This window comes from Cupriavidus sp. FW305-46 (assembly GCF_058787075.1).
In genome coordinates this window covers 8,866-31,793 of the sequence record NZ_JBYSZI010000051.1, presented here as the reverse complement: position 1 = coordinate 31,793, position 22,928 = coordinate 8,866, and the positions used below count along the sequence as shown (strand labels likewise).

The 22,928-nt window shown below is 66.5% G+C and carries 24 protein-coding genes; 16 read left to right on the top strand and 8 right to left on the bottom strand.

From position 1 onward, the window contains the following. Positions 1–11: 11 nt before the first annotated feature. Complete coding sequence (locus AC3WON_RS22885; protein ID WP_492320862.1) at positions 12–995, bottom strand: alpha/beta fold hydrolase; 984 nt, start codon at positions 993–995, stop codon at positions 12–14. Beyond that, positions 992–2,557, bottom strand: a complete 1,566-nt coding sequence (locus tag AC3WON_RS22880) for a flavin-containing monooxygenase (RefSeq protein WP_492352810.1) — start codon at positions 2,555–2,557, stop codon at positions 992–994. Before AC3WON_RS22880 ends, AC3WON_RS22885 begins: the two co-directional genes overlap by 4 nt. Positions 2,558–2,642: 85 nt before the next feature. Here AC3WON_RS22880 and AC3WON_RS22875 point away from each other — a divergent pair, with 85 nt between their 5' ends. Next, a complete protein-coding gene (locus AC3WON_RS22875) occupies positions 2,643–3,269 on the top strand; it encodes a TetR/AcrR family transcriptional regulator (RefSeq protein WP_492320860.1) in 627 nt (208 codons plus the stop codon). A 15-nt stretch (positions 3,270–3,284) separates the two neighbouring features. On the opposite strand, the gene nth is transcribed toward AC3WON_RS22875, so the two are convergent. Continuing rightward, the gene (gene nth / locus AC3WON_RS22870; RefSeq protein ID WP_011614905.1) at positions 3,285–3,929 is read right to left on the bottom strand and encodes an endonuclease III; all 645 of its coding nucleotides are present in this window, start codon (positions 3,927–3,929) and stop codon (positions 3,285–3,287) included. Continuing rightward, positions 3,926–4,735: an electron transport complex subunit RsxB gene (gene rsxB / locus AC3WON_RS22865; protein ID WP_492352809.1), complete on the bottom strand. Its 810-nt coding sequence runs from the start codon at positions 4,733–4,735 to the stop codon at positions 3,926–3,928. The genes nth and rsxB overlap by 4 nt, the downstream gene beginning before the upstream one ends. 293 nt (positions 4,736–5,028) lie before the next feature. Here rsxB and AC3WON_RS22860 point away from each other — a divergent pair, with 293 nt between their 5' ends. After that, on the top strand, positions 5,029–5,664 hold the full coding sequence (locus AC3WON_RS22860) for a TetR/AcrR family transcriptional regulator (RefSeq protein WP_010809035.1): 636 nt from the start codon (positions 5,029–5,031) through the stop codon (positions 5,662–5,664). A 52-nt stretch (positions 5,665–5,716) separates the two neighbouring features. Here the strand turns inward: AC3WON_RS22860 and AC3WON_RS22855 are convergent, their stop codons facing one another. After that, positions 5,717–6,976, bottom strand: a complete 1,260-nt coding sequence (locus tag AC3WON_RS22855; RefSeq protein ID WP_492320858.1) for a polyhydroxyalkanoate depolymerase — start codon at positions 6,974–6,976, stop codon at positions 5,717–5,719. 311 nt (positions 6,977–7,287) lie between these two features. Continuing rightward, on the bottom strand, positions 7,288–8,484 hold the full coding sequence (locus tag AC3WON_RS22850; RefSeq protein ID WP_010809033.1) for an amino acid aminotransferase: 1,197 nt from the start codon (positions 8,482–8,484) through the stop codon (positions 7,288–7,290). Positions 8,485–8,669: 185 nt separating this feature from the next. Here AC3WON_RS22850 and uvrB point away from each other — a divergent pair, with 185 nt between their 5' ends. The 14 genes from uvrB to iscX all read left to right on the top strand — a co-directional run bounded on the left by uvrB (position 8,670) and on the right by iscX (position 20,291). Then, positions 8,670–10,754 carry an excinuclease ABC subunit UvrB gene (gene uvrB, locus AC3WON_RS22845; RefSeq protein ID WP_492320857.1) on the top strand — a complete coding sequence of 695 codons (2,085 nt, stop codon included), beginning with the start codon at positions 8,670–8,672 and terminating at the stop codon, positions 10,752–10,754. 97 nt (positions 10,755–10,851) lie between these two features. Continuing rightward, complete coding sequence (locus tag AC3WON_RS22840) at positions 10,852–11,073, top strand: hypothetical protein (RefSeq protein WP_010809031.1); 222 nt, start codon at positions 10,852–10,854, stop codon at positions 11,071–11,073. Between the two features lie 33 nt (positions 11,074–11,106). Then, on the top strand, positions 11,107–11,349 hold the full coding sequence (locus AC3WON_RS22835; RefSeq protein WP_035822940.1) for a hypothetical protein: 243 nt from the start codon (positions 11,107–11,109) through the stop codon (positions 11,347–11,349). 90 nt (positions 11,350–11,439) lie between these two features. Further along, the gene (locus AC3WON_RS22830) at positions 11,440–11,928 is read left to right on the top strand and encodes a low molecular weight protein-tyrosine-phosphatase (RefSeq protein ID WP_492320856.1); all 489 of its coding nucleotides are present in this window, start codon (positions 11,440–11,442) and stop codon (positions 11,926–11,928) included. 87 nt (positions 11,929–12,015) lie between these two features. Beyond that, entirely contained in the window at positions 12,016–14,112 is a 2,097-nt protein-coding gene (locus tag AC3WON_RS22825; protein ID WP_492352808.1) for a site-specific recombinase, read from the top strand. A gap of 106 nt (positions 14,113–14,218) precedes the next feature. Beyond that, entirely contained in the window at positions 14,219–14,773 is a 555-nt protein-coding gene (gene iscR / locus AC3WON_RS22820; protein ID WP_011614910.1) for a Fe-S cluster assembly transcriptional regulator IscR, read from the top strand. Positions 14,774–14,828: 55 nt separating this feature from the next. Beyond that, entirely contained in the window at positions 14,829–16,052 is a 1,224-nt protein-coding gene (locus tag AC3WON_RS22815) for an IscS subfamily cysteine desulfurase (protein WP_269446663.1), read from the top strand. Positions 16,053–16,118: 66 nt separating this feature from the next. Beyond that, the gene (gene iscU, locus AC3WON_RS22810; RefSeq protein ID WP_010809025.1) at positions 16,119–16,517 is read left to right on the top strand and encodes a Fe-S cluster assembly scaffold IscU; all 399 of its coding nucleotides are present in this window, start codon (positions 16,119–16,121) and stop codon (positions 16,515–16,517) included. 43 nt (positions 16,518–16,560) lie between these two features. After that, complete coding sequence (gene iscA, locus AC3WON_RS22805; protein WP_010809024.1) at positions 16,561–16,881, top strand: iron-sulfur cluster assembly protein IscA; 321 nt, start codon at positions 16,561–16,563, stop codon at positions 16,879–16,881. Between the two features lie 25 nt (positions 16,882–16,906). Then, entirely contained in the window at positions 16,907–17,128 is a 222-nt protein-coding gene (locus AC3WON_RS22800) for a DUF3565 domain-containing protein (RefSeq protein WP_010809023.1), read from the top strand. Between the two features lie 63 nt (positions 17,129–17,191). Continuing rightward, the gene (gene hscB / locus AC3WON_RS22795; RefSeq protein WP_492320854.1) at positions 17,192–17,710 is read left to right on the top strand and encodes a Fe-S protein assembly co-chaperone HscB; all 519 of its coding nucleotides are present in this window, start codon (positions 17,192–17,194) and stop codon (positions 17,708–17,710) included. 109 nt (positions 17,711–17,819) lie between these two features. Next, a complete protein-coding gene (hscA, locus tag AC3WON_RS22790; protein WP_492352807.1) occupies positions 17,820–19,685 on the top strand; it encodes a Fe-S protein assembly chaperone HscA in 1,866 nt (621 codons plus the stop codon). A 40-nt stretch (positions 19,686–19,725) separates the two neighbouring features. Then, the gene (fdx, locus tag AC3WON_RS22785) at positions 19,726–20,064 is read left to right on the top strand and encodes an ISC system 2Fe-2S type ferredoxin (RefSeq protein WP_010809020.1); all 339 of its coding nucleotides are present in this window, start codon (positions 19,726–19,728) and stop codon (positions 20,062–20,064) included. Between the two features lie 32 nt (positions 20,065–20,096). Then, positions 20,097–20,291 carry a Fe-S cluster assembly protein IscX gene (iscX, locus tag AC3WON_RS22780; protein ID WP_010809019.1) on the top strand — a complete coding sequence of 65 codons (195 nt, stop codon included), beginning with the start codon at positions 20,097–20,099 and terminating at the stop codon, positions 20,289–20,291. A 76-nt stretch (positions 20,292–20,367) separates the two neighbouring features. On the opposite strand, the gene AC3WON_RS22775 is transcribed toward iscX, so the two are convergent. Continuing rightward, positions 20,368–21,114 (bottom strand): glycine zipper 2TM domain-containing protein, encoded by a 747-nt coding sequence (locus tag AC3WON_RS22775; protein WP_492320852.1) that lies wholly within the window; start codon positions 21,112–21,114, stop codon positions 20,368–20,370. A 250-nt stretch (positions 21,115–21,364) separates the two neighbouring features. Then, complete coding sequence (lysS, locus tag AC3WON_RS22770; protein WP_492320851.1) at positions 21,365–22,909, bottom strand: lysine--tRNA ligase; 1,545 nt, start codon at positions 22,907–22,909, stop codon at positions 21,365–21,367. Between the last annotated feature and the right edge of the window lie 19 nt (positions 22,910–22,928).

Here is a 22,928-nt window from a genome sequence, read left to right as displayed (position 1 = left end):
GGCTCCGTGGATCAGGCGACCTGCGCCTGGGCCGGCACGGGTACTTGCAGCCGGGCGGCTGCGTCGCGGACGAAATCGACGCTGGTGTCGATAGCGGTCACCGGCAGCATATGCCCGCCGCTGACCAATGTCAGCGTGGCGCCCGGAACCTTGGCGGCGAGCGCTTCGCCATGCTCGGCAAAATCCAGGATGCGGTCTTCGCGGCCGTAGAGGACACTGACCGGCACGCGCAGCGTGCCGTAGCGGTGCAGCAGCGCGGGCAGGCTCTGCGCGGCGCCGATCAGGTCTTCGGACGCGGCCAGGAAGTGGCGGGGCCGCAGCGCCAGCAGCCCGCCTCCGCGCGTCGGGAAGTCGTCCGGCACCGGGTCCGGGCCGAACACGATGTCCATCACGGCTTCGCGGCGCCGTATCGACATCGGCACCACCAGCGTCCATGCCATCAGCCGGCGCAGCCACGCGCTGGGCACGGTCATGGCCTGGAACACCGGCGAGATCGCCTTGGGCGGGTGCGTGAGCGGCGCGATCAGTGCCAGCCCGCCCACGCGCTCGGGGTGGTGGATGGCCAGTGCCAGCGCAATCGCCCCACCCAGCGAATGGCCCACCACCAGCGGACGCTCCAGGCCAAGCTTGTCGCACAGCGCGGCGAGCGCTGCGGCCTGCGCCGGCAGGTCCGCGGCGCTGCCTGGCGTGCGTATGGAGTGGCCCGCGCCGGGGCGGTCGACGGCGATCACGCGGAAGTGCTCGGCAAGCGGCCCGATCATGCCGTAGCCAAAATTCTCTAACTGGCCGGACAGTCCATGCACCAGCAGCACCGCCGGGCCCTGGCCGCGCTCCACCACGTGCAGCCGCGCGCCGGGCACGTCGACAAAGCGGCCGTGCGGCGGCATGGCGGCTTCGATGCGCCGGGCGGTGCGCCACGTGTACAGATAGAGCGACGCGCCCAGCACCAGGATCAGCCCGATCAGCACCGCGAAAACGGTCAGGACGATGGTCATGATTGCACCTCGCTGGCGGCAACGGCCGGCACCGTGTTGTTGTCGGTGGTGTCCTGGCCGTCCCGGTGCGCCCGGTGTGCCAGGGGAGAGGGAGGCGGGACATCGAACTGCAACACGCCGTCTGCGATGCGCCCGTGCCGGATCGTCAGCAGGTCTTTCAGGTAGTTCTGGTGCACGCGCCAGGGCTTGCGATGACCTTGCCGGGGCAGCACGGTGGCGGCACGCTGCACGTAGCCGGAGGTGAAATCCAGGAACGGGGTCGGCTCTACGTCAGCGGGGGCGCGCGGCACGGCAATGCGGCGGCCGTGGCGATCCATATGACGCAGCAGGCGGCAGACGTACTCGGCCGTGAGGTCGGCCTTGAGCGTCCACGAGGCATTGGTGTACCCGAAGGCCAGCACCAGGTTGGGCACATCGCTCAGCATCATCCCCTTGTAGGCCAGGCATTCGGCGGGGCGGCGCGGCTGGCCGTCCACGCTGAGCGCGATGTCGCCCAGCATGTTCAGCTTGAGGCCGGTGGCTACCACCACGACATCCGCAGCCAGCGTCTTGCCGCTGGCCAGCACGATGCCGTCCTCGGTGAACCGGTCGATGGTGTCGGTCACCACCGATGCGTGACCGTCGCGGATCGCGCGGAACAGGTCGCCGTCGGGCACCAGGCACAGGCGCTGGTCCCACGGCCGGTAGCGGGGCGTGAAGTGGGTGCCGACGTCATAGCCTGGCGCCAGTTGCGCTGCCGCCATTCCGATCAGGCGCTGCCTGACGCGATCCGGCCGGCGCCGCGCCAGCTGGAAGAACATCATGCCCAGCAGCACGTTCTTCCAGCGCGTGGCGGCGTAGGCCAGCCGCTCCGGCAGCACGCGGCGCAGCTTGTGGGCGATGGCGTCCTCGCCGGGGCGCGTCACGATATAGGTGGGAGAGCGCTGCAGCATCGTCACGTGCGCGGCGCTTTTCGCCATGGCCGGCACCAGCGTGACCGCCGTGGCGCCGCTGCCGATCACCACCACGCGCTTGCCGGCATAGTCGAGCGATTCGTTCCAGAACTGAGGATGCACCATGCTGCCGCGGAATTGCGCTTCGCCTGCAAATTCGGGCCGGTGGCCCTCGGCATAGCTGTAATAGCCTGCGCACACATAGAGCAAACGTGTGCGCAAGCGCAGACGGCTGTGGTCCGCCATGCGTTCGGCTTCGACCGTCCAGCAGGCTGCGGCGCTGTCCCATGCCGCGCTGACGACCTTGTGGCCGAAGCGGATATGTGACGTGATGCCGGCCTCTTCGGCGGTTTCGCGGATGTAGGCGCGAATCGACGGCCCGTCGGCGATGGCCTTGGCGCCGCGCCAGGGCTTGAAGCGGTAGCCCAGCGTGTACATGTCCGAATCCGAGCGGATGCCGGGGTAGCGGAACAGGTCCCAGGTGCCGCCCATGGCCTCGCGCGCCTCCAGGATGGCGTAGCGCTTGCCGGGGCAGCGCATTTGCAGCTGGCGCGCGGCGCCGATGCCGGACAGGCCGGCGCCTACGATCAGGACATCAAGGACTGCGTCATCGGGACTTGAGGCGGTCATGGGGGGATCCGGGCGAGTGGCGCTTCTGACAACATAGATTGTCAGAAGCGATCCGGCAAGGAATCTGACAATAGGGAATGTCATAATGGCGCGCATGACGACCGAGCTCACCCCCGCGCGCCGCTACCGTGGCGCCGAAGCCGAAGAACGACGTGCGCAACGCCGCGTGCAGCTGATTGCCGCGGCCGTGCAGGTCTACGGCGAGCGCGGCTACCAGAACGCCACCGTCAAGGCCGTGTGCGAGGCCGCGGGCCTGACCGAACGGTATTTCTATGAGTCGTTCGCCAACAGCGAGGCCTTGCTGCTGGCATCGTTTCAAACGGTGACCCACCGCTTGCTGCACACCCTCGCCCTGGCGGGCGAGGGGGCCGGAGGCGATGGTCAGCAACGCGCGCTGGCCATGCTGCGCGCCTATTTCGGGGCGCTGCAGCGCGAGCCGCGTTCAGCGCGGGTGTTCCTGGTGGAAATCCGCGGCGTCAGCAAGCTGGTCGACGGGGCGCTGGCGGATTCGCTGGATGAATTCGGCGGGCTGCTCGCGCAAGCGCTGCTGCCGCCGGGACGCAAGCTCGATCCGTTGCTGACGGCGGGGGTGGCGGGCGGGGTGGTCCACATCGCCCTGCGCTGGATCACGCACGGCTACGCGCCCGAGGTGGAGATGGTCGCGCGCACCGCGCTACAACTGGCCCTGGTGCTGGCGCACGAGCCGGACTAGGACCCCAGGCCCGGGTTACAGCTGCGGCGCCGGGGTCTTTTCCCTGAACTCGCATAGCGGCTCGATCACGCAGTGCCAGCACTCGGGCTTGCGCGCCTTGCAGACGTAGCGGCCGTGCAGGATCAGCCAGTGGTGGGCATCGTGCAGGAACTCATGCGGCACGCACTTGAGCAGCTTCTGCTCGACGATCTGCACGGTCTTGCCCGGCGCCAGCCCGGTGCGGTTCGCTACCCGGAAGATATGCGTGTCCACCGCGATGGTGGGCTCGCCGAACGCGGTGTTGAGCACCACGTTGGCGGTCTTGCGGCCCACGCCCGGCAGCGCCTCCAGCGCTTCGCGCTCGGGCGGAACCTTGCCGCCGTGGCGCTCGACCAGGATGCGGCAGGTTTCGATCACGTGCTTCGCCTTGGTCTTGTACAGACCGATGGTCTTGATGTACTCGCTGAGGCCGGCTTCGCCCAGGTCCAGCATCTGCCGCGGGGTATGCGCCACCGGGAACAGCCGCCGCGTGGCCTTGTTGACGCCGACGTCGGTCGCCTGCGCCGACAGCAGCACGGCGATCAGCAGCTCGAACGGCGAGCTGTATTCCAGTTCGGTGGCCGGGGCAGGGTTGGTTTCGCGCAGCGTCTCAAAGATGGCACGGCACTTGGCGGCGTTCATTGTTTTTCTTCCGGGTCGGTATTGGCGTTCTGGCCGGGTCCAGGCTTGGTAAGCCCCGCGCGCGCGCGCCGTGCTTCGGCGGCGTCGATCTGGGCCTGCACCGCAGCCGAGACGTTCTCCGTATTGCGCGGCTGCGCGGCCTGCTGCTTCTGACGGGCGCGTTCGATGGCGGCCTGGATGATGGCGCGCTTGCGTTCCTGCGCGGCGCGCTCGGCATCGTTTTCCGGCGCTTCGGCCTGCACCGCGGCCAGCTTGGCGGCGGCCTTGGCGGCCAGGCGCGCGTCGTTTTCCTCGCGCTCGCGCACCAGCCGCGCATTGCGCGCCAGGTAGCGCGCGTGCGCGGCATCGGCCTGCGCCTGCGACCACGCGGCCCAGCCGGTGCGCGCGCCGGTGACCGGGACCATGTCGATGCAGTCGACCGGGCAGGGCGCCACGCACAGGTCGCAGCCGGTGCACCAGTCAGGGATCACCGTATGCATCTGCTTGGCGGCGCCGGCAATCGCATCGACCGGGCAGGCCTGGATGCAAAGCGTGCAGCCGATGCAAAGGCTCTCGTCGATGCGGGCCACCGCGCGCGGCTGTTCGCTGCCGCGTTCCGGGTCCAGCGGCAGCGGTTCGGTGCCCAGCACCGCGGCCAGGCGCACAATCCCTTGCGCGCCGCCTGGCGGGCAGCGGTTGCAGGCGGCTTCGCCGCTGGCCATGGCTTCAGCGTAGGGGCGGCAGCCGTTGAAGCCGCATTTGGTGCACTGGGTCTGGGGCAGCAGCGCTTCGATGCGGTCGGCAAGGGATTTGACGGCGGGATTCACGACTACGGGCAGGAAATCAGGGGACAAAACAGGGACCAAGGCCGGATCAACGGTCAAGACACGAAATTTGCGGGGCACTGTGAGGGTTTGGCGACATAACAGCCGAACCCGGCGGCGGACAATAGGCCAGCGACCCTGCGGCACCGGGATCTCTGTGTACCCCTGCGAGCCATCGCGCCGCAAGGATTATCCCCGATTTCGCCGGCGGGCAGAAACGGCGATGATGCGCGCACCGCCGGATTGCCGCATTCCGGCCTATGCCATAATCCGCGCAACGATCGACCAGCCACCCCATGTCAACTGAGCCCAAGACCAAACGCGACCCGGAAGGGACGCGCCGACGCATCCTCGCTGCGGCCACCGAGGAATTCGCCAAGGGGGGGCTGGCCGGCGCCCGCGTCGACCAGATTGCCCGGCGCGCGGAAACCAATGAACGCATGCTGTACTACTACTACGGCAGCAAGGAAGGCCTGTTCCTGGCGGTGCTTGAGAAGCAATACGCCAATTTCCGCGCCGACGAGGAGCAGCTCCACCTGGTCGACGAAGACCCGGTCCAGGGCGTGCGCACGCTGGCGCGTTTCGTCTGGGACTGGTATTACGAGCACCCGGAGTTCATCCGCCTGGTCAACAGCGAGAACCTGCACGAGGCCCGGCACCTGAAGAAGTCGGCGCAGCTGCAGCAGCTGATCAACCCGGTGGTGGATGTGCTGGCCGACGTGATCCGGCGCGGGCAGGAACAAGGCGTGTTCCGCGACGATATCGACGTGCCGCAGTTCTACCTGACGATTTCCGCGCTGGGCTACTACGTGCTGTCCAACCGCTATACCATCAGCGCCGTGATCGGCCGCGACGTGGCCTCGCAGCAGGAGCATGAGCGCTTTGCCGAGCTGCACTCGGAAATGCTGCTCAGCTACCTGAAGAAGCACTGAGCATCCCGGCCCGGCCCCGCAAGAAGAAACGCCCGCAATCGCGGGCGTTTTCTTACCTGGTGGCCGAGGCCTGGTGGTACTTGCGGATAAAGTCGCGCAGCTGCGGGTAGATCTCTTCGCGCCAGCGCCGGCCCGAGAAGATGCCGTAGTGGCCGCAGTGCGCCGCGTTCAGGTGCTGCTTGCGGGTTTTCGGGATGCCGGCGCACAGGTCGTGCGCCGCGGCGGTCTGGCCCGCGCCCGAGATGTCGTCCAGCTCGCCCTCGACAGTCATCAGCGCGGTGCTCTTGATGTCCTGCGGCCGCACCGGATTGCCGTCGATGGCCCAGGTGCCGTTGGCCAGGCGGAATTCCTGGAACACCTCGCGGATGGTGTCGAGGTAGTACTCGGCGGCCATGTCGAGCACCGCGTTGTATTCATCGTAGAAGCGCACGTGGGCTTCGGCGTCATCCGCATCGCCCTCGACCAGGCTCAGGTAGAAGTCATAGTGCGAGGAAAGGTGCCGGTCCGGGTTCATCGCCACGAAACCGGCATGCTGCAAAAAGCCCGGGTAGACGCGGCGGCCGTGGCCGGGGTAGTTGGCCGGCACGGTGTAGATGACGTTGTTCTCGAACCACTCGAACGACTTGTTGGTCGCCAGCGAGTTGACCGCGGTGGGGCTCTTGCGGGCGTCGATCGGGCCGCCCATCATGGTCATGGTGCGCGGCGTCTTCTCGCCGGCCGAGGCCATCAGCGAGATCGCGGCCAGCACCGGCACGGTGGGCTGGCATACCGAGATCACATGCAGGTTCTCGGCGCCGATATGGCGGATGAATTCCTGGATGTAATAGATGTAGTCCGACAGGTGGAACGCGCCTTCCTCGACCGGCACCATGCGTGCGTCGATCCAGTCGGTGACGTAGACCTTGTGGTCCTGCAGCAGCGTGCGCACCGTGTCGCGCAGCAGCGTGGCATGGTGGCCCGACAGCGGCGCGGCCACCAGCACCACCGGCTCATCCTTGAGCAGCTTGATGGTTTCCGGGTCGTCGGCATAGCGCTTGAAGCGCACCAGCTTGCAGAACGGCTTCTCAAACACGGTCTGCTCGACGATGGGGATGTCGCGCCCGTTGGAGCGCACCGACTTGATGTCGAATGCCGGCTTTTCGTATTCCTTGCCGAGCCGGTACAGCAGTTCATAGCCGGCAGCCAGGCGGGGTGCGCCGGGAACCAGCGAGAGCGGGCTGAGGGGGTTGGTGAAGGTCTTGGCGGTCGCCTGGGCCCACGCGGTCAGCGGGTGCAGGATCGAGCGCTGGAACTCATGCAATTGGTAGAGCATGCCTTTTCTGCCTGGGTCTAGCTATGAGGTACGTACTACCAAGTACTAATGTACTGACAATACACCGGGGGATCGTGGCGCCGATTATGCCTTTAATCGAACGACCGTGCTAACGATCTTGCTCTGCAGCATATACCTTAAAGTACTTCCAATGCTGCGGAAAACAATAAGGCAAAAGGCTGATTTCTTGATGACATTGGGCCGATAAATCGCAAACAAATGCAAAAAGCGGCCGAAGCCGCTTTTTGTGCATTGCTTTGTGACGCTTGCGCCAGTCGCCATCCTGCTGCGGGTGGCGATGCCTGGGGCTCTTACATCACAGCTGCGATCGCATCGACGACGGCGTCGATGTTGCGGCTGTTCAGCGCGGCCACGCAGATGCGGCCGGTGCCGACGGCGTAGATGCCGTGCTCGTTGCGCAGGCGGTCCACCTGGGCCGAGGTCAGGCCCGAGTACGAGAACATGCCGCGCTGTGCCTTGACGAAGGAGAAGTCGCCCGGCACGCCCTTGGCGGCCAGCTTGTCCACCAGCGCATGACGCATCAGCTTGATGCGGTCGCGCATCTCGGCCAGTTCTTCTTCCCACATGGCGCGCAGTTCCGGGCTGTTCAGCACGGTGGCGACCACGGTGCCGCCGTGCGTCGGCGGGTTGGAGTAGTTGGTGCGGATCACGCGCTTGACCTGCGACATCACGCGCTGTGCTTCTTCCTTGCTGGTGGTGACGATCGACAGCGCGCCCACGCGCTCGCCGTACAGCGAGAAGCTCTTCGAGAACGAGCTCGACACGAAGAAGGGCAGGCCGGAGTCCGCGAACAGGCGCACGGCGGCGCCGTCCGGGTCGATGCCGTCGGCAAAGCCCTGGTAGGCCATATCCAGGAACGGGATCAGGTTGCGTTCCTTGACCAGTTCCACCACCTGCTTCCACTGCTCGGGCGACAGGTCCACGCCGGTCGGGTTGTGGCAGCATGCGTGCAGCACGACGATGGTGTTGGCCGGGAACGACTTCAGCGATTCCACCATGCCGGCAAAGTTCAGGCCGTGGCTGGGGGCGTCGTAGTAGGCATAGTTGACCACCGGGAAGCCGGCGGATTCGAACAGTGCGCGGTGGTTTTCCCAGCTCGGGTCGCTGATGGCGACCTTGGCGTCCGGATACAGGCGCTTCAGGAAGTCGGCGCCGATCTTCAGCGCGCCGGTGCCGCCGAGTGCCTGGGCCGTCACCACGCGGCCTTCCGTGATCAGCGGCGATTCCTTGCCGAACAGCAGCGTCTGCACGGCCTGGTCATAGGCGGCGATGCCTTCGATCGGCAGGTAGCCACGCGGCGTGGCGGTGGTCAGGCGTGCCTTTTCTGCCTCCTGGACGGCGCGCAGCAGGGGGATTTTCCCTTCGTCGGTGAAGTACACGCCAACGCCCAGGTTGACCTTGGTCGGGCGGGTATCGGCATTGAAGGCTTCGTTGAGGCCCAGGATCGGGTCGCGCGGGGCCATCTCGACGGCAGAAAACAAACTCATTTGGAATCTCGTGGTCGGCTATGTAAGAAAACGGGAAGGCGTAGAATGCTTCGGACTGCGCTGGGGGCTGACAGGCCCCCGTGACGCTTCCGGCTTGAAGCGGGGGCTGGCAACCCCAAGATTCTAGCGTATTCGCCCCGTATTCCTGAGGTATTTCCCTAATTCCGCCCGTAAATTCGCCCCCTATGTCGAACCTTGCAGAAGCCGCGCCGGCCCTGGACGAAGACAAATTCGTCACATTCCCCGGCTCCCCGTTCCAGCTCTACCAGCCGTTCCCGCCCGCCGGCGACCAGCCGGAGGCCATCCGGCAACTGGTGGAGGGGGTCGAGGACGGCCTGTCGTTCCAGACGCTGCTGGGGGTGACGGGTTCGGGCAAGACCTTCACCATGGCCAATGTGATCGCCCGGATGGGACGGCCGGCGATCGTGTTCGCGCCCAACAAGACGCTGGCGGCCCAGCTCTACGCCGAGTTCCGCGAGTTCTTCCCGCGTAACGCGGTCGAGTACTTCGTCAGCTACTACGACTACTACCAGCCCGAGGCCTACGTCCCGCAGCGCGACCTGTTTATCGAGAAGGACTCGTCGATCAACGAGCATATCGAGCAGATGCGGCTGTCGGCGACCAAGAGCCTGCTGGAGCGCCGCGACACGATCATCGTGGCGACCGTCTCTGCGATCTATGGTATCGGCAACCCGACCGAATACCACCAGATGATTCTCACACTGCGTGCCGGCGACAAGATCAGCCAGCGTGACGTGATCGCGCGCCTGATCGCGATGCAGTACACCCGCAACGAGACCGACTTCCAGCGCGGCACCTTCCGCGTGCGCGGCGACACCATCGACATCTTCCCGGCAGAACACGCCGAGATGGCGGTGCGGCTGGAGATGTTCGACGACGAGGTGGAGTCGCTGCAGTTCTTCGACCCGCTGACTGGCCGCGTGCGCCAGAAGATCCCGCGCTTCACGGTCTACCCGTCGAGCCACTATGTGACCCCGCGCGAGACCGTGCTGCGCGCGATCGAGGCGATCAAGTCGGAGCTGCGCGAGCGGCTGGAGTTCTTCCACAAGGAAAACCGGCTGGTGGAGGCGCAACGGCTCGAGCAGCGCACCCGCTTCGACCTGGAAATGCTGTCCGAACTGGGCTTCTGCAAGGGCATCGAGAACTATTCGCGGCACCTGTCCGGTGCACGCCCCGGCGATCCGCCGCCGACGCTGGTCGACTACCTGCCGCCCGACGCGCTGATGTTCCTGGACGAGTCGCACGTGCTGATCGGCCAGCTCAACGGCATGTACAACGGCGACCGCGCGCGCAAGACCACGCTGGTGGAGTACGGCTTCCGGCTGCCCTCGGCGCTGGACAACCGGCCGCTGAAGTTCGACGAGTTCGAGCGCAAGATGCGCCAGGTGATGTTTGTTTCGGCCACGCCGGCGCAGTTCGAGCAGGACAATGCCGGGCAGGTGGTGGAGCAGGTGGTGCGTCCGACCGGGCTGGTCGATCCCATCATCATGGTGCGCCCGGCGACCACGCAGGTGGATGACCTGCTGTCGGAAATCCACGCCCGCGTGGAGGTTGGCGAACGCGTGCTGGTGACCACGCTGACCAAGCGCATGGCCGAGCAGCTGACCGAGTTCCTGTCCGAGAACGGCGTCAAGGTGCGCTACCTGCACTCGGACATCGACACCGTCGAGCGCGTGGAGATCATCCGCGACCTGCGCCTGGGCACCTTCGACGTGCTGGTGGGCATCAACCTGCTGCGCGAAGGCCTGGATATTCCCGAGGTGTCGCTGGTGGCGATCCTCGATGCGGACAAGGAAGGCTTCCTGCGCGCCGAGCGCTCGCTGATCCAGACCATCGGGCGCGCCGCGCGCAACGTCAACGGTACCGCGATCCTGTACGCGGACCGCATGACCGAGTCGATGAAGAAGGCCATTGGCGAGACCGAGCGCCGCCGCGCCAAGCAGATCGCCTTCAACGAGGCCAACGGCATCACGCCGCGCGGCGTGGTCAAGCGCATCAAGGACATCATCGACGGCGTCTACAGCGTCAACGATGCCAGGGCCGAGCTGCTGGCGGCGCAGGAGCAGGCCCGCTACGAGGACATGAGCGAGAAGCAGGTCTCCAAGGAAATCAAGCGTTTGGAGAAGCTCATGCTCGACCACGCCCGCAACCTGGAGTTCGAGCAGGCGGCGCAGGTGCGCGACCAGCTGGCCAAGCTCAAGGCGCAGGTGTTCGGCGCCAGCGGAGAGAGCGCGCTGCCGCCTGCCTGATACGCCGCACCGCCACGCGCGCTTCGCCTATAGTGAAATTCGCGGCGGCGCCGGTCATGAAGGGTGAAAGCGCGAAGGCTGCCGCGAAGGAGGCAAGATGGAACGCCAGTTTGAATACGGCGGCTACGCGGTCGTGGTCAGCGCGGTCCCCAATGCCGCCGGCGGGTTTGCGGCGCAGATGCGCATCGCCGATGCCTTCGGCGAGCCTTCCGGCCCCAGCTACGAGGCGATTGCGGGCGACGCGCCCACGCCCGAAGGGGCCATCGCCCTGGCGGAGGCCGGCGCCATGCGCGCGATCGACGCCGGCGAGGTCAACTAGCCAGGTATCCCCCATTTTCCGTGGAGAACCACAATGACCGATATCGGTGAATGGAAGAAGAAGGTCTATGAAACCCACGAAGTGCAGGTCCAGGTCAAACAGCGCTCACAGAGCGAATGGTCCTACACCGTGCGCGTCTGCCGCCCCGGTACCAATATTCGCGCCGCCGGCACGCTGACCGAGACCTCGCGCATCACCGAGCACTACAAATCGCGCGAGGCCGCGGAAGTGGCCGGGTTTGCGCACGGCGAGCGGCTGGCCAAGCAGCTGGCCTGAAGGGCTGCGGGTAGAATTGCGGCTGTCCGGCCGGCGGCCCTCCCGTGTGCCGCTGCGCCCGCCGTTCCACTCCCGCCTAGCCGTGATCCGATGAAGACATACGCCATCCTGATGTGTTGCATGGGAAACATCTGCCGTTCCCCGACGGCGGAGGGCGTGCTGCGCGCCAAGCTGGCTGCGGCGGGGCTGGACGCGCTGGTGGAACTGGATTCGGCGGGCACGCATGAATACCACCTGGGCCGCGCACCCGATGCCCGCACCCAGCGCCACGCGCTGCAGCGCGGCTATGACCTGTCCGCGCTGCGCGCGCGCAAGGTCGGCCTGCCTGACTTCGACCGCTTCGACCTGATCCTGGCGATGGACCGCGAGAACCTGGCCGGCCTGGCGCGGCTGCGCCCCGATGCTGGCGCCAAGCTGCGCCTGCTGATGAGCTTCGCCACCCGCCACGACGCCGACGAGGTGCCGGACCCCTACTACGGCGAAGGCGATGGCTTCGAGCGCGTGCTCGACTACATCGAAGATGCCTGCGACGGCCTGGTGGCCGAGTTGCGCCAGCGCCTGCAAGGCAACGCCGGCTGATCCCGGCGCCCGCTCCGTCGTCCTTTCTGCGGCCCGCGCCGCGACGCTACCAGCGCCGCGGCCGGCGGCCCGATCCCACGAGAATCCATGCTTCACAAACTGTTCCGCAAATGGCGCGAATCGCGCAATGCCAGCCTGCAGCTCGACGCCATCTTGGCCGCTGCCGATCCTGAGGCGCCGCTGGCCGAGCGCAACGGCTGGCTGATCGAGCTGGGCTTCTGGATCCGCCGCGATGGCGGGCTGGGTGCCGATGCTGACAGCCAGGAACCTGGCACGGACCGCCGCCACCCCGAGCATGTGCGGCTGCGCTACCTGCTGCAGGTGCTGGAGCGGCATCCCGACTGGGCCGGGCGTTTTGCCCTGACGGTGCGCAGCCTGGTGCGCGAGAACGACCCCACCGGACTGTTCTGCGATACCGGCGTGGCCCTGCACCCGGGCTTCGTCAGCGAGATGGTGGGCCGGCTGCAGAACCGCTTCCTGCCGCCGCCGCCCAACCGCAGCGACATGGCGGGGCTGTTTGCGCTGGTGTTCGTCGGGGATGAGGACGCGGAGTGGGTCGAAGCCATCGACGACGGGCTGCTGGCGCGGCTGGCGCGCGTGCTGCAGGCCGGCAGCGCCGGGGGCGAAGCGGCGGGCATGGCGCACTATCGCGATGCGCTGGGCCAGACGCTGGCCACCAGCATCGCGGTGCTGGTCAGTCAGGTGCGCGCCACCGGCCTGAGCCAGGCGATCCGTTCGCGCCTGGCCGGGCGCGTGGCAGAGACACCGTTCTTCCGCCTGGACGAGGCCATCCAGGCCTTGTGTGAAGAGGGCCTGCGCCATGACGACAACAGCTTCGGCCACCGCCTGAACTACTTCCGCGCGCTGCTGGACGGCTGCCATGCCGCGATCCGCCAGGTGTATGAGGACCTGGAAGACAATGGCGTGTCGGTCGAGGTGGTGTTCCAGATCGAGCGCATGAAGGTGCAGCTCAGCCGCATCGAGCTGCTGCTGGCGGCCTGGGTCGAACCCCACCGGCCCGGCATGCATGCGCACCTGGTGGCGGAGCTGATCCGATCGACCCAGGCCCGGCGCAGCATCTCGCACCTGGCCGGCACTTCGTTCGCGCAGCTGGCGCGCAAGGTGGTGGAGCGCTCGGCCGAGACCGGCGAGCACTACATCACGCGCGACCGCAAGGAATACGCCGAGCTGGTGCGCGCCGCGGCCGGCGGCGGCCTGGTCTCGGTCGCCACCGTGTACCTGAAGTTCCTGATCTACGGCCTGCACCTGGACAAGTTCAGTGAGGGGCTGCTGGCCTCGCTCAACTACGCCGGCAGCTTCCTGGCCATCCACTTTGCGCACTTCACGCTGGCGACCAAGCAGCCGGCCATGACCGGGCCGGCGCTGGCGCACCGGCTGGACGGGGCCGGGCGGCCGGAGGGGCGCGAGATATTTGTCGACGACACCATTGCCATGATCCGCTCCAACGCGGCGGCGATCGTCGGCAACCTCGCGGTGGTGTTCCCGGTGGCGCTGGGGATGCAGTGGCTGGCGCACAAGCTGCTGGGCACCAACCTGATCACGCCGGCCAAGGCGATTGCCACCATCGAGTCGTTCTCGATCCTGGGCCCGACGCCGCTCTATGCCGCCTTCACCGGCGTGCTGCTGTGGCTGTCCAGCCTGATTGCCGGCTGGGCCGACAACTGGTTCGCGCTGCATCGCGTGCATGACGTGATGGCCTACAACCGGCGCCTCCAGTACGTGCTGGGTGCGCGCGGCGCCACCCGGCTGGCGGATTTCTGGAAGCGCAACCTGTCGGGCATAGCCGCCAACGTGTCGCTGGGCCTGCTGCTGGGGCTGGGGCCGGAAATCCTGAGCTTCTTCGGGCCGCATATGGAAGTGCGCCATGTGACGCTGTCGACCGGCTCGGTCGGCACCGCGCTCGGCGTGCTGGGGTTGGACGCACTGCGCATGCCGGCGCTGTGGCTGGCGGTGGCGGGCATTGCGCTGATGGGGATGCTGAACGTGGCAGTGAGCTTCGCGCTGGCGTTCAATATGGCGCTGCGGTCACGCAACCTGCGGCGCGTGGACCGCGCCGAACTGAGCGCGGCCGTGCGGCGGCGCATCCTGAAGCACCCGTTGTCGCTGGTGACGCCGCCGCGCGCGGCAGGCCCGGAGACGGCCGCGCGCGGGCGCGAAGCGTGATCGGGGCGTGGTGCGCTGCGGCAGGGGTAGTTGACTGAATTAGTCGGGTACCTTTATACTTGACGGAAACGATCAAGTATTAGCTTCACCCCCAGAGCCCTGCACCATGAGACTGACCACCAAAGGCCGCTTCGCGGTCACTGCGATGATCGACCTGGCCATGCGCCAGGACCAGGGACCGGTCACGCTCGCCGGCATCAGCCAGCGGCAAAAGATCTCGTTGTCCTACCTGGAGCAGCTGTTTGGCAAGCTGCGCCGGCACGAGATTGTTGAAAGCGTGCGCGGCCCGGGCGGCGGCTACAGTCTGGCGCGCAAGGCCGAAGACGTCACCGTGGCGGACATCATCATCGCCGTGGACGAGCCCCTGGATGCCACCCAGTGCGGGGGCAAGGGCAATTGTAACGGAGATGACGGCTCCGGGCGCTGCATGACCCACGAACTGTGGGCGACGCTGAACCAGAAGATGGTCGAGTACCTCGACTCCGTTTCCCTCAAGAACCTGGTGGACCAGCAACGCGAGCGCCAGCCTGCCGTGCTGCACGACATGCGCGAAGACGCCGCGCAGCCGGTCGCGGCCGCTGCGCGCGGCAAGGCCGACAAGCAGGAAAAGCCGGTCCGGGCCAGAATGGTGAATTCAGTTTTCAGCCTGGCGCAGTCCTGAGCGCGCCCAGGCAACGACAGCAAAACAGCGATCAGCGGTCCCTAACAAGGCAGTCATAACGATGAGCACCCCACATTTCCCCATCTACATGGATTACTCGGCCACCACGCCGGTGGACCCGCGCGTGGCGGACAAGATGATTCCGTACCTGCGCGAGCAGTTCGGCAACCCCGCCTCGCGCAGCCACGCGTACGGCTGGGAAGCGGAGCGCGCGGTGGAAGAAGCACGTGAGCAGGTGGCCGCACTGGTCGGCGCCGACCCGCGCGAGATCGTGTGGACCTCGGGTGCAACCGAATCGAACAACCTGGCGATCAAGGGCGCCGCGAACTTCTATTCGGGCAAGGGCAAGCACATCATCACCCTGAAGACCGAGCACAAGGCCGTGCTCGACACCACGCGCGAGCTGGAGCGCCAGGGCTTTGAAGTGACCTACCTGGACGTGAAGGAAAACGGCCTGCTCGACATGGAAGTGTTCAAGCAGGCGCTGCGCCCGGACACCATCCTGGTCTCGGTGATGCTGGTCAACAACGAGATCGGCGTGATCCAGGACGTCGCGCAGATCGGCGAGATCTGCCGCGAGAAGGGCATCATCTTCCATTGCGACGCCGCGCAGGCGACCGGCAAGGTGGCGATCGACCTGGGCAAGCTGAAGTGCGACCTGATGTCGTTCTCGGCCCACAAGACCTACGGCCCCAAGGGCATCGGCGCGCTGTACGTGCGCCGCAAGCCGCGCGTGCGCATCGAGGCGCAGATGCACGGCGGCGGCCATGAGCGCGGCATGCGCTCGGGGACGCTGGCCACGCACCAGATCGTCGGCATGGGCGAAGCCTTCCGCATCGCCCGCGAAGAGATGGCGACCGAGAACGAACGCATCCGCATGCTGCGCGACCGCCTGTGGAACGGCCTGTCGGACATGGAAGAGGTCTACCTGAACGGCGACCTGGAACAGCGCGTGCCGCACAACCTGAATGTCAGCTTCAACTTCGTCGAAGGCGAATCGCTGATCATGGCGATCAAGGACGTGGCGGTGTCGTCGGGTTCGGCCTGCACCTCGGCCTCGCTGGAGCCGTCGTATGTGCTGCGCGCGCTGGGCCGCAACGACGAACTGGCCCACAGCTCGATCCGCTTCACGGTGGGCCGCTTCACCACCGAGCAGGAGATCGACTACACCATCGAACTGCTCAAGAGCAAGATCGGCAAGCTGCGCGACCTGTCGCCGCTGTGGGAAATGTTCAAGGACGGCGTCGATTTGAATTCGATCCAGTGGGCCGCGCACTGACGCGCCCGCACAGATCATCAGAACAAAAAGCAATACCCCCGCAAAGATACGCAAGAGGTAAGCAAAATGTCATACAGCACCAAGGTTCTCGACCACTATGAAAACCCCCGCAACGTCGGTTCGTTCGATAAGAACGACGATGCGGTCGGCACCGGCATGGTCGGTGCGCCGGCCTGCGGCGACGTGATGAAGCTGCAGATCAAGGTCAACGAGGCGGGCGTGATCGAAGACGCCAAGTTCAAGACCTACGGCTGCGGCTCGGCCATTGCCTCGTCCTCGCTCGTGACCGAGTGGGTCAAGGGCAAGACCGTGGACCAGGCGCTGGAGATCAAGAACACCCAGATCGCCGAAGAACTGGCGCTGCCGCCGGTGAAGATCCACTGCTCGATCCTGGCCGAAGACGCGATCAAGGCCGCCGTCGAAGACTACAAGAAGAAGCACGGCGCCGAGCAGAAGGCTGCCTGATTCTGTCGCACTGACCACGGCATCGACGAAGGAAGACGCAACGATGATCACCATGACCGAGAAGGCGGCCAAGCATGTGGCCCGCTACCTGGAGCGCCGCGGCAAGGGCGTGGGCCTGCGCCTGGGCGTGAAGACCACCGGCTGCTCGGGCCTGGCCTACAAGCTGGAATACGTCGACGAGCTGCTGCCGGAAGACGCGGTGTTCGAATCGCACGGCATCAAGGTCATCGTCGACGCCAAGAGCCTGCCGTATATCGACGGCACCGAACTCGACTACGCACGTGAAGGGTTGAACGAAGGTTTCCGCTTCAACAACCCTAACGTCAAGGACGAGTGCGGCTGCGGCGAGTCCTTCACGGTCTGAGGCGCGCCAGCGCAAGCAAGCCCCGGTGGAGCGCAGCATCGTCGGGTTCCGCCGGGACGAGGAAGGCCACTGGGTGGCCGAACTCGAATGCGGGCACGGCCAGCATATGCGGCACGACCCGCCATGGCAGTCGCGGCCATGGACGCAAAGCGAGCAGGGCCGCGCCGGCATGATCGGCATGCGGGTGAACTGCCTGAAGTGCGACCGCAACGAACCGCCGGCCGAGTGGGCACGCAAGCCCGCCTGAGCGGCACCGTGGCGGCAATGGACAAAGGGGCGGCGCGGCCGCTCTTTTTTCTTGGGGAAGCAGTTGAAAGACGATTTTTTTGCGCTGTTCGGCCTGCCGGCGCAGTACGGCGTCGATGAAGCCGCGCTGGATGCGGCGTACCGCACCGTGCAGTCGCAGGCGCATCCGGACCGCTTTGCCAAGGCGGGCGACGCCGAACGCCGCGTGGCCATGCAATGGGCCGCGCATGCCAATGAAGCCTACCGTACGCTGCGCCAGCCGTTGCGGCGCGCGACCTACCTGCTGAAGCTGCGCGGCGTCGATGTGCAGGCCGAGAACAACACGGCCATGACGCCGGCCTTCCTGATGCAGCAGATGGAATGGCGCGAAGCGCTGCAGGAAGCGGTGGAAGAGCGCGCAGTGGACCGGCTCGATGCGCTGCTGCGCGAGCTGCGCCAGGAAAAGCGCGAGCGCCACGAAGCACTGGGCGCGTTGCTGGATTCCGGCGACAACGAGGCGGCTGGCGGCGCGGTGCGGCAACTGATGTTTATCGAGAAGATCGAGCACGATACCAGCGAGGCCATCGACCGGCTGGAACACTGACCGGCACGTTTGCCGGGGCCGTGACACAATGGCGCCCGGCGCGAAAACCGCTCCCCAATGCCACCCGCATGGCGGTTTCCACTGCCGCACAAGACAGCAAAGAAATACCATGGCACTGCTCCAGATTTCCGAACCCGGCATGTCGCCGGCGCCCCACCAACGCCGCCTGGCCGTCGGCATCGACCTCGGCACCACCAATTCGCTGGTGGCCGCGGTGCGCAGCAGCATTCCCGAAGTGCTGGGCGACGAGCGCGGCCGCGCGCTGCTGCCCTCGGTCGTGCGCTACCTGCCGGACCGTACCGCCCATATCGGCTACCGGGCCCAGGAAGAAGCGGTGCGCGACCCCAAGAACACCATCGTCTCGGTCAAGCGCTTCATGGGCCGCGGCCTGCGCGACGTGGCCAATATCGAGCACAGCCCGTATGACTTTGTCGACGCGCCGGGCATGCTGCAGATCAAGACCGCCGCCGGCGTAAAGAGCCCGGTGGAGATCTCGGCCGAGATCCTGGCCACGCTGCGCCAGCGCGCTGAAGACACGCTGGGCGACGACCTGGTCGGCGCCGTCATCACGGTGCCGGCCTACTTCGACGAGGCCCAGCGCCAGGCGACCAAGGACGCCGCGCGCCTGGCCGGCCTGGAAGTGCTGCGCCTGCTCAACGAGCCCACTGCCGCGGCCATTGCCTACGGCCTGGACAATGCCTCGGAAGGCATCTACGCGGTCTACGACCTGGGCGGCGGCACCTTCGATATCTCGGTGCTCAAGCTGACGCAGGGCGTGTTTGAAGTGATGGCCACGGGCGGCGACTCGGCCCTCGGCGGCGATGACTTCGACCAGCGCCTGCTGTGCTGGATCGTCGAGCAGGCCAGCCTGCAGCCGCTATCGGCGCAGGACATGCGCCTGCTGATGGTGCGGGCGCGCGCGGCCAAGGAAGCGCTGTCGGAAAGCGACAGCACCGTGATCGACGCCGTGCTGGAGTCCGGCGAGATCGTCCACCTGACGCTGACTGTCGAGATCTTCGACCAGGTCACCGCGCACCTGGTGCAGAAGACCCTGGCGCCGGTGCGCAAGGCGCTGCGCGACGCGGGCGTCGCGCCCGACGAGGTCAAGGGCGTGGTGCTGGTGGGCGGCGCCACGCGCATGCCGTCGATCCGCAAGGCCGTGGGCGACTACTTCGGCCAGACCCCGCTGACCAACCTCGATCCGGACCGCGTGGTGGCGCTGGGCGCCGCGATGCAGGCCAACCTGCTGGCCGGCAACCATGCCCCGGGCGAAGACTGGCTGCTGCTCGACGTGATCCCGCTGTCGCTGGGCGTCGAGACCATGGGCGGCCTGGTCGAGAAGATCATCCCGCGCAACAGCACCATCCCGGTGGCGCGCGCGCAGGAATTCACCACCTTCAAGGATGGCCAGACCGCGATGGCGATCCACGTGCTGCAGGGCGAGCGCGAGCTGGCCAGCGACTGCCGCTCGCTGGCGCGCTTCGAGCTGCGCGGCATCCCGCCGATGGTGGCGGGCGCGGCGCGCATCCGCGTGACCTACCAGGTCGATGCAGACGGGCTGCTGTCGGTGACCGCGCGCGAAACGCATTCGGGCGTGGAAGCCGCGGTCACGGTCAAGCCGTCGTACGGCCTGGCCGACGACGATATCGCGCGCATGCTGCAGGAAAGCTTCCGCGAAGCCGAGCACGACATGAAGAGCCGCGCGCTGGCCGAAGAGCGCGTGGAAGCCGACCGGCTGGTCGAGGCCACGCAGCGCGCGCTGGAAACCGATGGCGACCTGCTGTCGGCGGAAGAGCGCACCGCGGTCGAGGCGCTGATGGCTACGGTGCGCGAGATCGCCTCCGGCGAAGACCACCACGCCATCCACGCCGCGGTGGAGAAGCTGTCGCACGGTACCGACGAATTCGCCGCCCGCCGCATGGACCGTTCGATCAAGAGCGCGCTGGCCGGGCGCAAGGTGCAGGAGCTGGGCTGATCACCGGGCCCGCACCGACATACAGACATCAGGACACCACATGCCACAGATCGTTGTTTTGCCCCACGTTGAATATTGCCCGGAAGGGACGGTGATCGAAGCCGAGAAGGGCGTCAGCGTCTGCGACGCGCTGCTCTCGCACGGCATCGAGATCGAGCATGCGTGCGAGAAGTCGTGCGCCTGCACCACCTGCCACGTGATCGTGCGCGAGGGCTTCAATTCGCTCAACGAGGCCGAGGAGAAGGAAGAAGACCTGCTCGACAAGGCCTGGGGGCTGGAGCCGAATTCGCGGCTGTCGTGCCAGGCCATCGTCGATGATGAAGACCTGACCATCGAGATCCCGAAGTACACCATCAACCACGCCAAGGAAGGCCACTGAGCGGCCGGCAAATCTCAGCGGAGAACAATCCCATGAAGTGGACCGATACCTACGCCATTGCCGAAGCGCTGTATGACAAGTTCCCGGATGTCGATCCGGCGGGCGTGCGCTTCACTGACCTGCGCCGCTGGGTGCTGGAGCTCGACGGCTTTGCCGACGCGCCCGAGCGCTCGGGCGAGAAGATCCTGGAGGCGATCCAGCAGGCCTGGATCCAGGAAGCCGAATAAGCGACGCAGTATCGGGATGACGACAAAAGGCCGGCAAATTGCCGGCCTTTTGCTTTGCCGCTGCGCGGGAGCCGGATCAGCCCCGCATCAGCGCGCCGTTCTCCAGGTGCACGCGCTCGCCTGGCTGCACGGCGGGGTCTTTCTCGTAGGTGAAGGTGCGGTGGCTGCCGTCATCCATGCGCACGCGCACTTCATAGTGCGTGTCCTTGCTGACGGTCTTCTCGATCTGGTTGCCCGCCACGCCGCCACCCACGGCACCCACCACGGTGCCGACGATGCGGCCATTGCCCTTGCCGACCTGGTTGCCCAGCAGCCCACCCACCACCGCGCCGCCGAGCGCGCCCAGGCCGCTGGTGTTGGGCTTCTGGGTCTGGATCGGGGTCACCGAGACGATACGGCCGGCGTAGGGGCTGCCCTTGGCAGCGTGGCGCTCGGTGTCGGCACGCTGGCTGGCGCGCGGCTCGCTGTCGCGCTGCGCGGCCTGGCGTGCCGGGGCGGTGCGTGGCGCGGCTTGCGAGGAACCGGCGGCATCCTGGCCGGCCGGGCGCTGCTGGCCGTCGTTGTAGACCGGCGGCCGGGTGGTGCTGCCCGGGGCGGGCGCTGCCGTGACCGGCAGCGGCCCTTGCGGGTCTGCCTGCGCACCGGCCTGCGCCGGCAGGTCAGGGCTGGCCTTGCCGATCGGCAGCACGCCAGTGACGGCGGCGACCGCGGTCAGGCTGGCGATCACCACGGCGACGGCTGCCGCACCGACGAGCGGATGCAGCCGGCGTTGCGGCGGCAGCGGGGCAGGGGTGTTGTCGTTCGGGGTGGCTTGGCTTTGCATTGCTATGGTTCCGGTGCGGCGAAGGCCGCGTTGGGATGGAACCAGTGTGGCCGAAGCGGGTGGGGTTTTCCGTTTGTTTTTGTAAATATATGTAGGCGGAAAATATCTTTTATATCAATGCCTTATGGTTGGTTGGGGCGCATATCACGGGGCCAGGCTGTAACATTCGGCGGCTTGGCATGACATTGGCGGCGCCCCAAGGAAAAAGCCCCACCGATTCGGTGGGGCTTCATCTTGCCAAAGCGCTTGCTCAATCTTCCCGGCGCAGGTGCGGGAACAGGATGACGTCGCGGATATTCGGGCTATCCGTCAGCAGCATCACCAGGCGGTCGATGCCGATGCCGCAGCCGCCCGTCGGGGGCATGCCGTATTCCAGCGCGCGGATGTAGTCGGCGTCGAAGTACATGGCTTCTTCATCGCCGGCGTCCTTCTGTTCGACCTGCTTGCGGAAGCGGTCGGCCTGGTCCTCGGCATCGTTCAGCTCCGAGAAGCCGTTGGCGATCTCGCGGCCGGTGATGAACAGTTCGAAGCGCTCGGTGATGCCAGGCACCGTGTCCGAGGCGCGTGCCAGCGGCGAGACCTCGACCGGGTAGTCGACGATAAAGGTCGGCTCCCACAGCTGGCTTTCCGCGGTTTCCTCGAACAGCACCAGTTGCAGCGTGCCCAGGCCGGCGTTGAGGAACTGCGGCGCGTTGGTGTTGACGCCGAACTTCTTCAGCTCGGTGCGCAGGAACCCGGCATCGGCCAGTTGCGCATCGGTGTACTGCGGTGCGAACTTCTGGATCGCCTGGCAGATCGTCAGCCGATGGAACGGCTTGGACAGGTCCAGCTCGCGGTCCTGGTAGGTCAGCACGGCACTGCCGCGCGCATCGATCGCGGCCTTGCGGATCAGGTCCTCGGTGAAGTCCATCAGCCAGCGGTAGTCCGTGTAGGCCGCGTAGAACTCCATCATGGTGAACTCGGGGTTGTGGCGCGGGCTCACCCCTTCGTTGCGGAAGTTGCGGTTGATCTCGAACACGCGCTCGAAGCCGCCGACGATCAGGCGCTTCAGGTACAGCTCGGGCGCGATGCGCATGAACATCTGCATGTCCAGCGCATTGTGGTGCGTGATAAACGGCTTGGCCGCGGCGCCGCCCGGGATCGGGTGCAGCATCGGCGTTTCCACTTCCATGAAGCCGGCATCGGCCATATGGCGGCGCAGCGACGAGATCGCATTGGTGCGGGCGCGGAAGGTGTTGCGTGTTTCCGGCGACACGATCAGGTCGACATAGCGCTGGCGGTACTTCATTTCCTGGTCGGCCAGGCCGTGGAACTTGTCCGGCAGCGGGCGCAGCGACTTGGACAGCAGGCGCAGTTCGCGCACCTGCACCGACAGCTCGCCCTTGTTGGTGCGGAACAGCTCGCCGCGGGCGCTGATGATGTCGCCCAGATCCCAGTGCTTGAAGGCCGCGTAGACCTCTTCGCCGACCTTGTCGCGGGTGATGTAGAACTGGATCTGGCCGCTGCCGTCCTGCACCGTGGCAAAGCTGGCCTTGCCCATCACGCGCTTGAGCATCATGCGCCCGGCGATGGCGACCTCGACCGGCGCGGCCTCGAGCGTGGCCTGCTCGGTCTCGGCGTACTGCGCCTGCAGCGCGGCGGCCTGGTGGGTGGGGCGGAAATCGTTGGGGAAGGGCACGCCCTGCTGGCGCAGCGTGGCCAGTTTCTCGCGCCGCTCCGCGATGATCTTGTTCTCGTCGACGGCGGGTGTGTCTGCGGCGGCTGGCTTGGCCTGGGCGCGGTTCGGTTCAGTCATGATGTCTTGTCGGATCGCG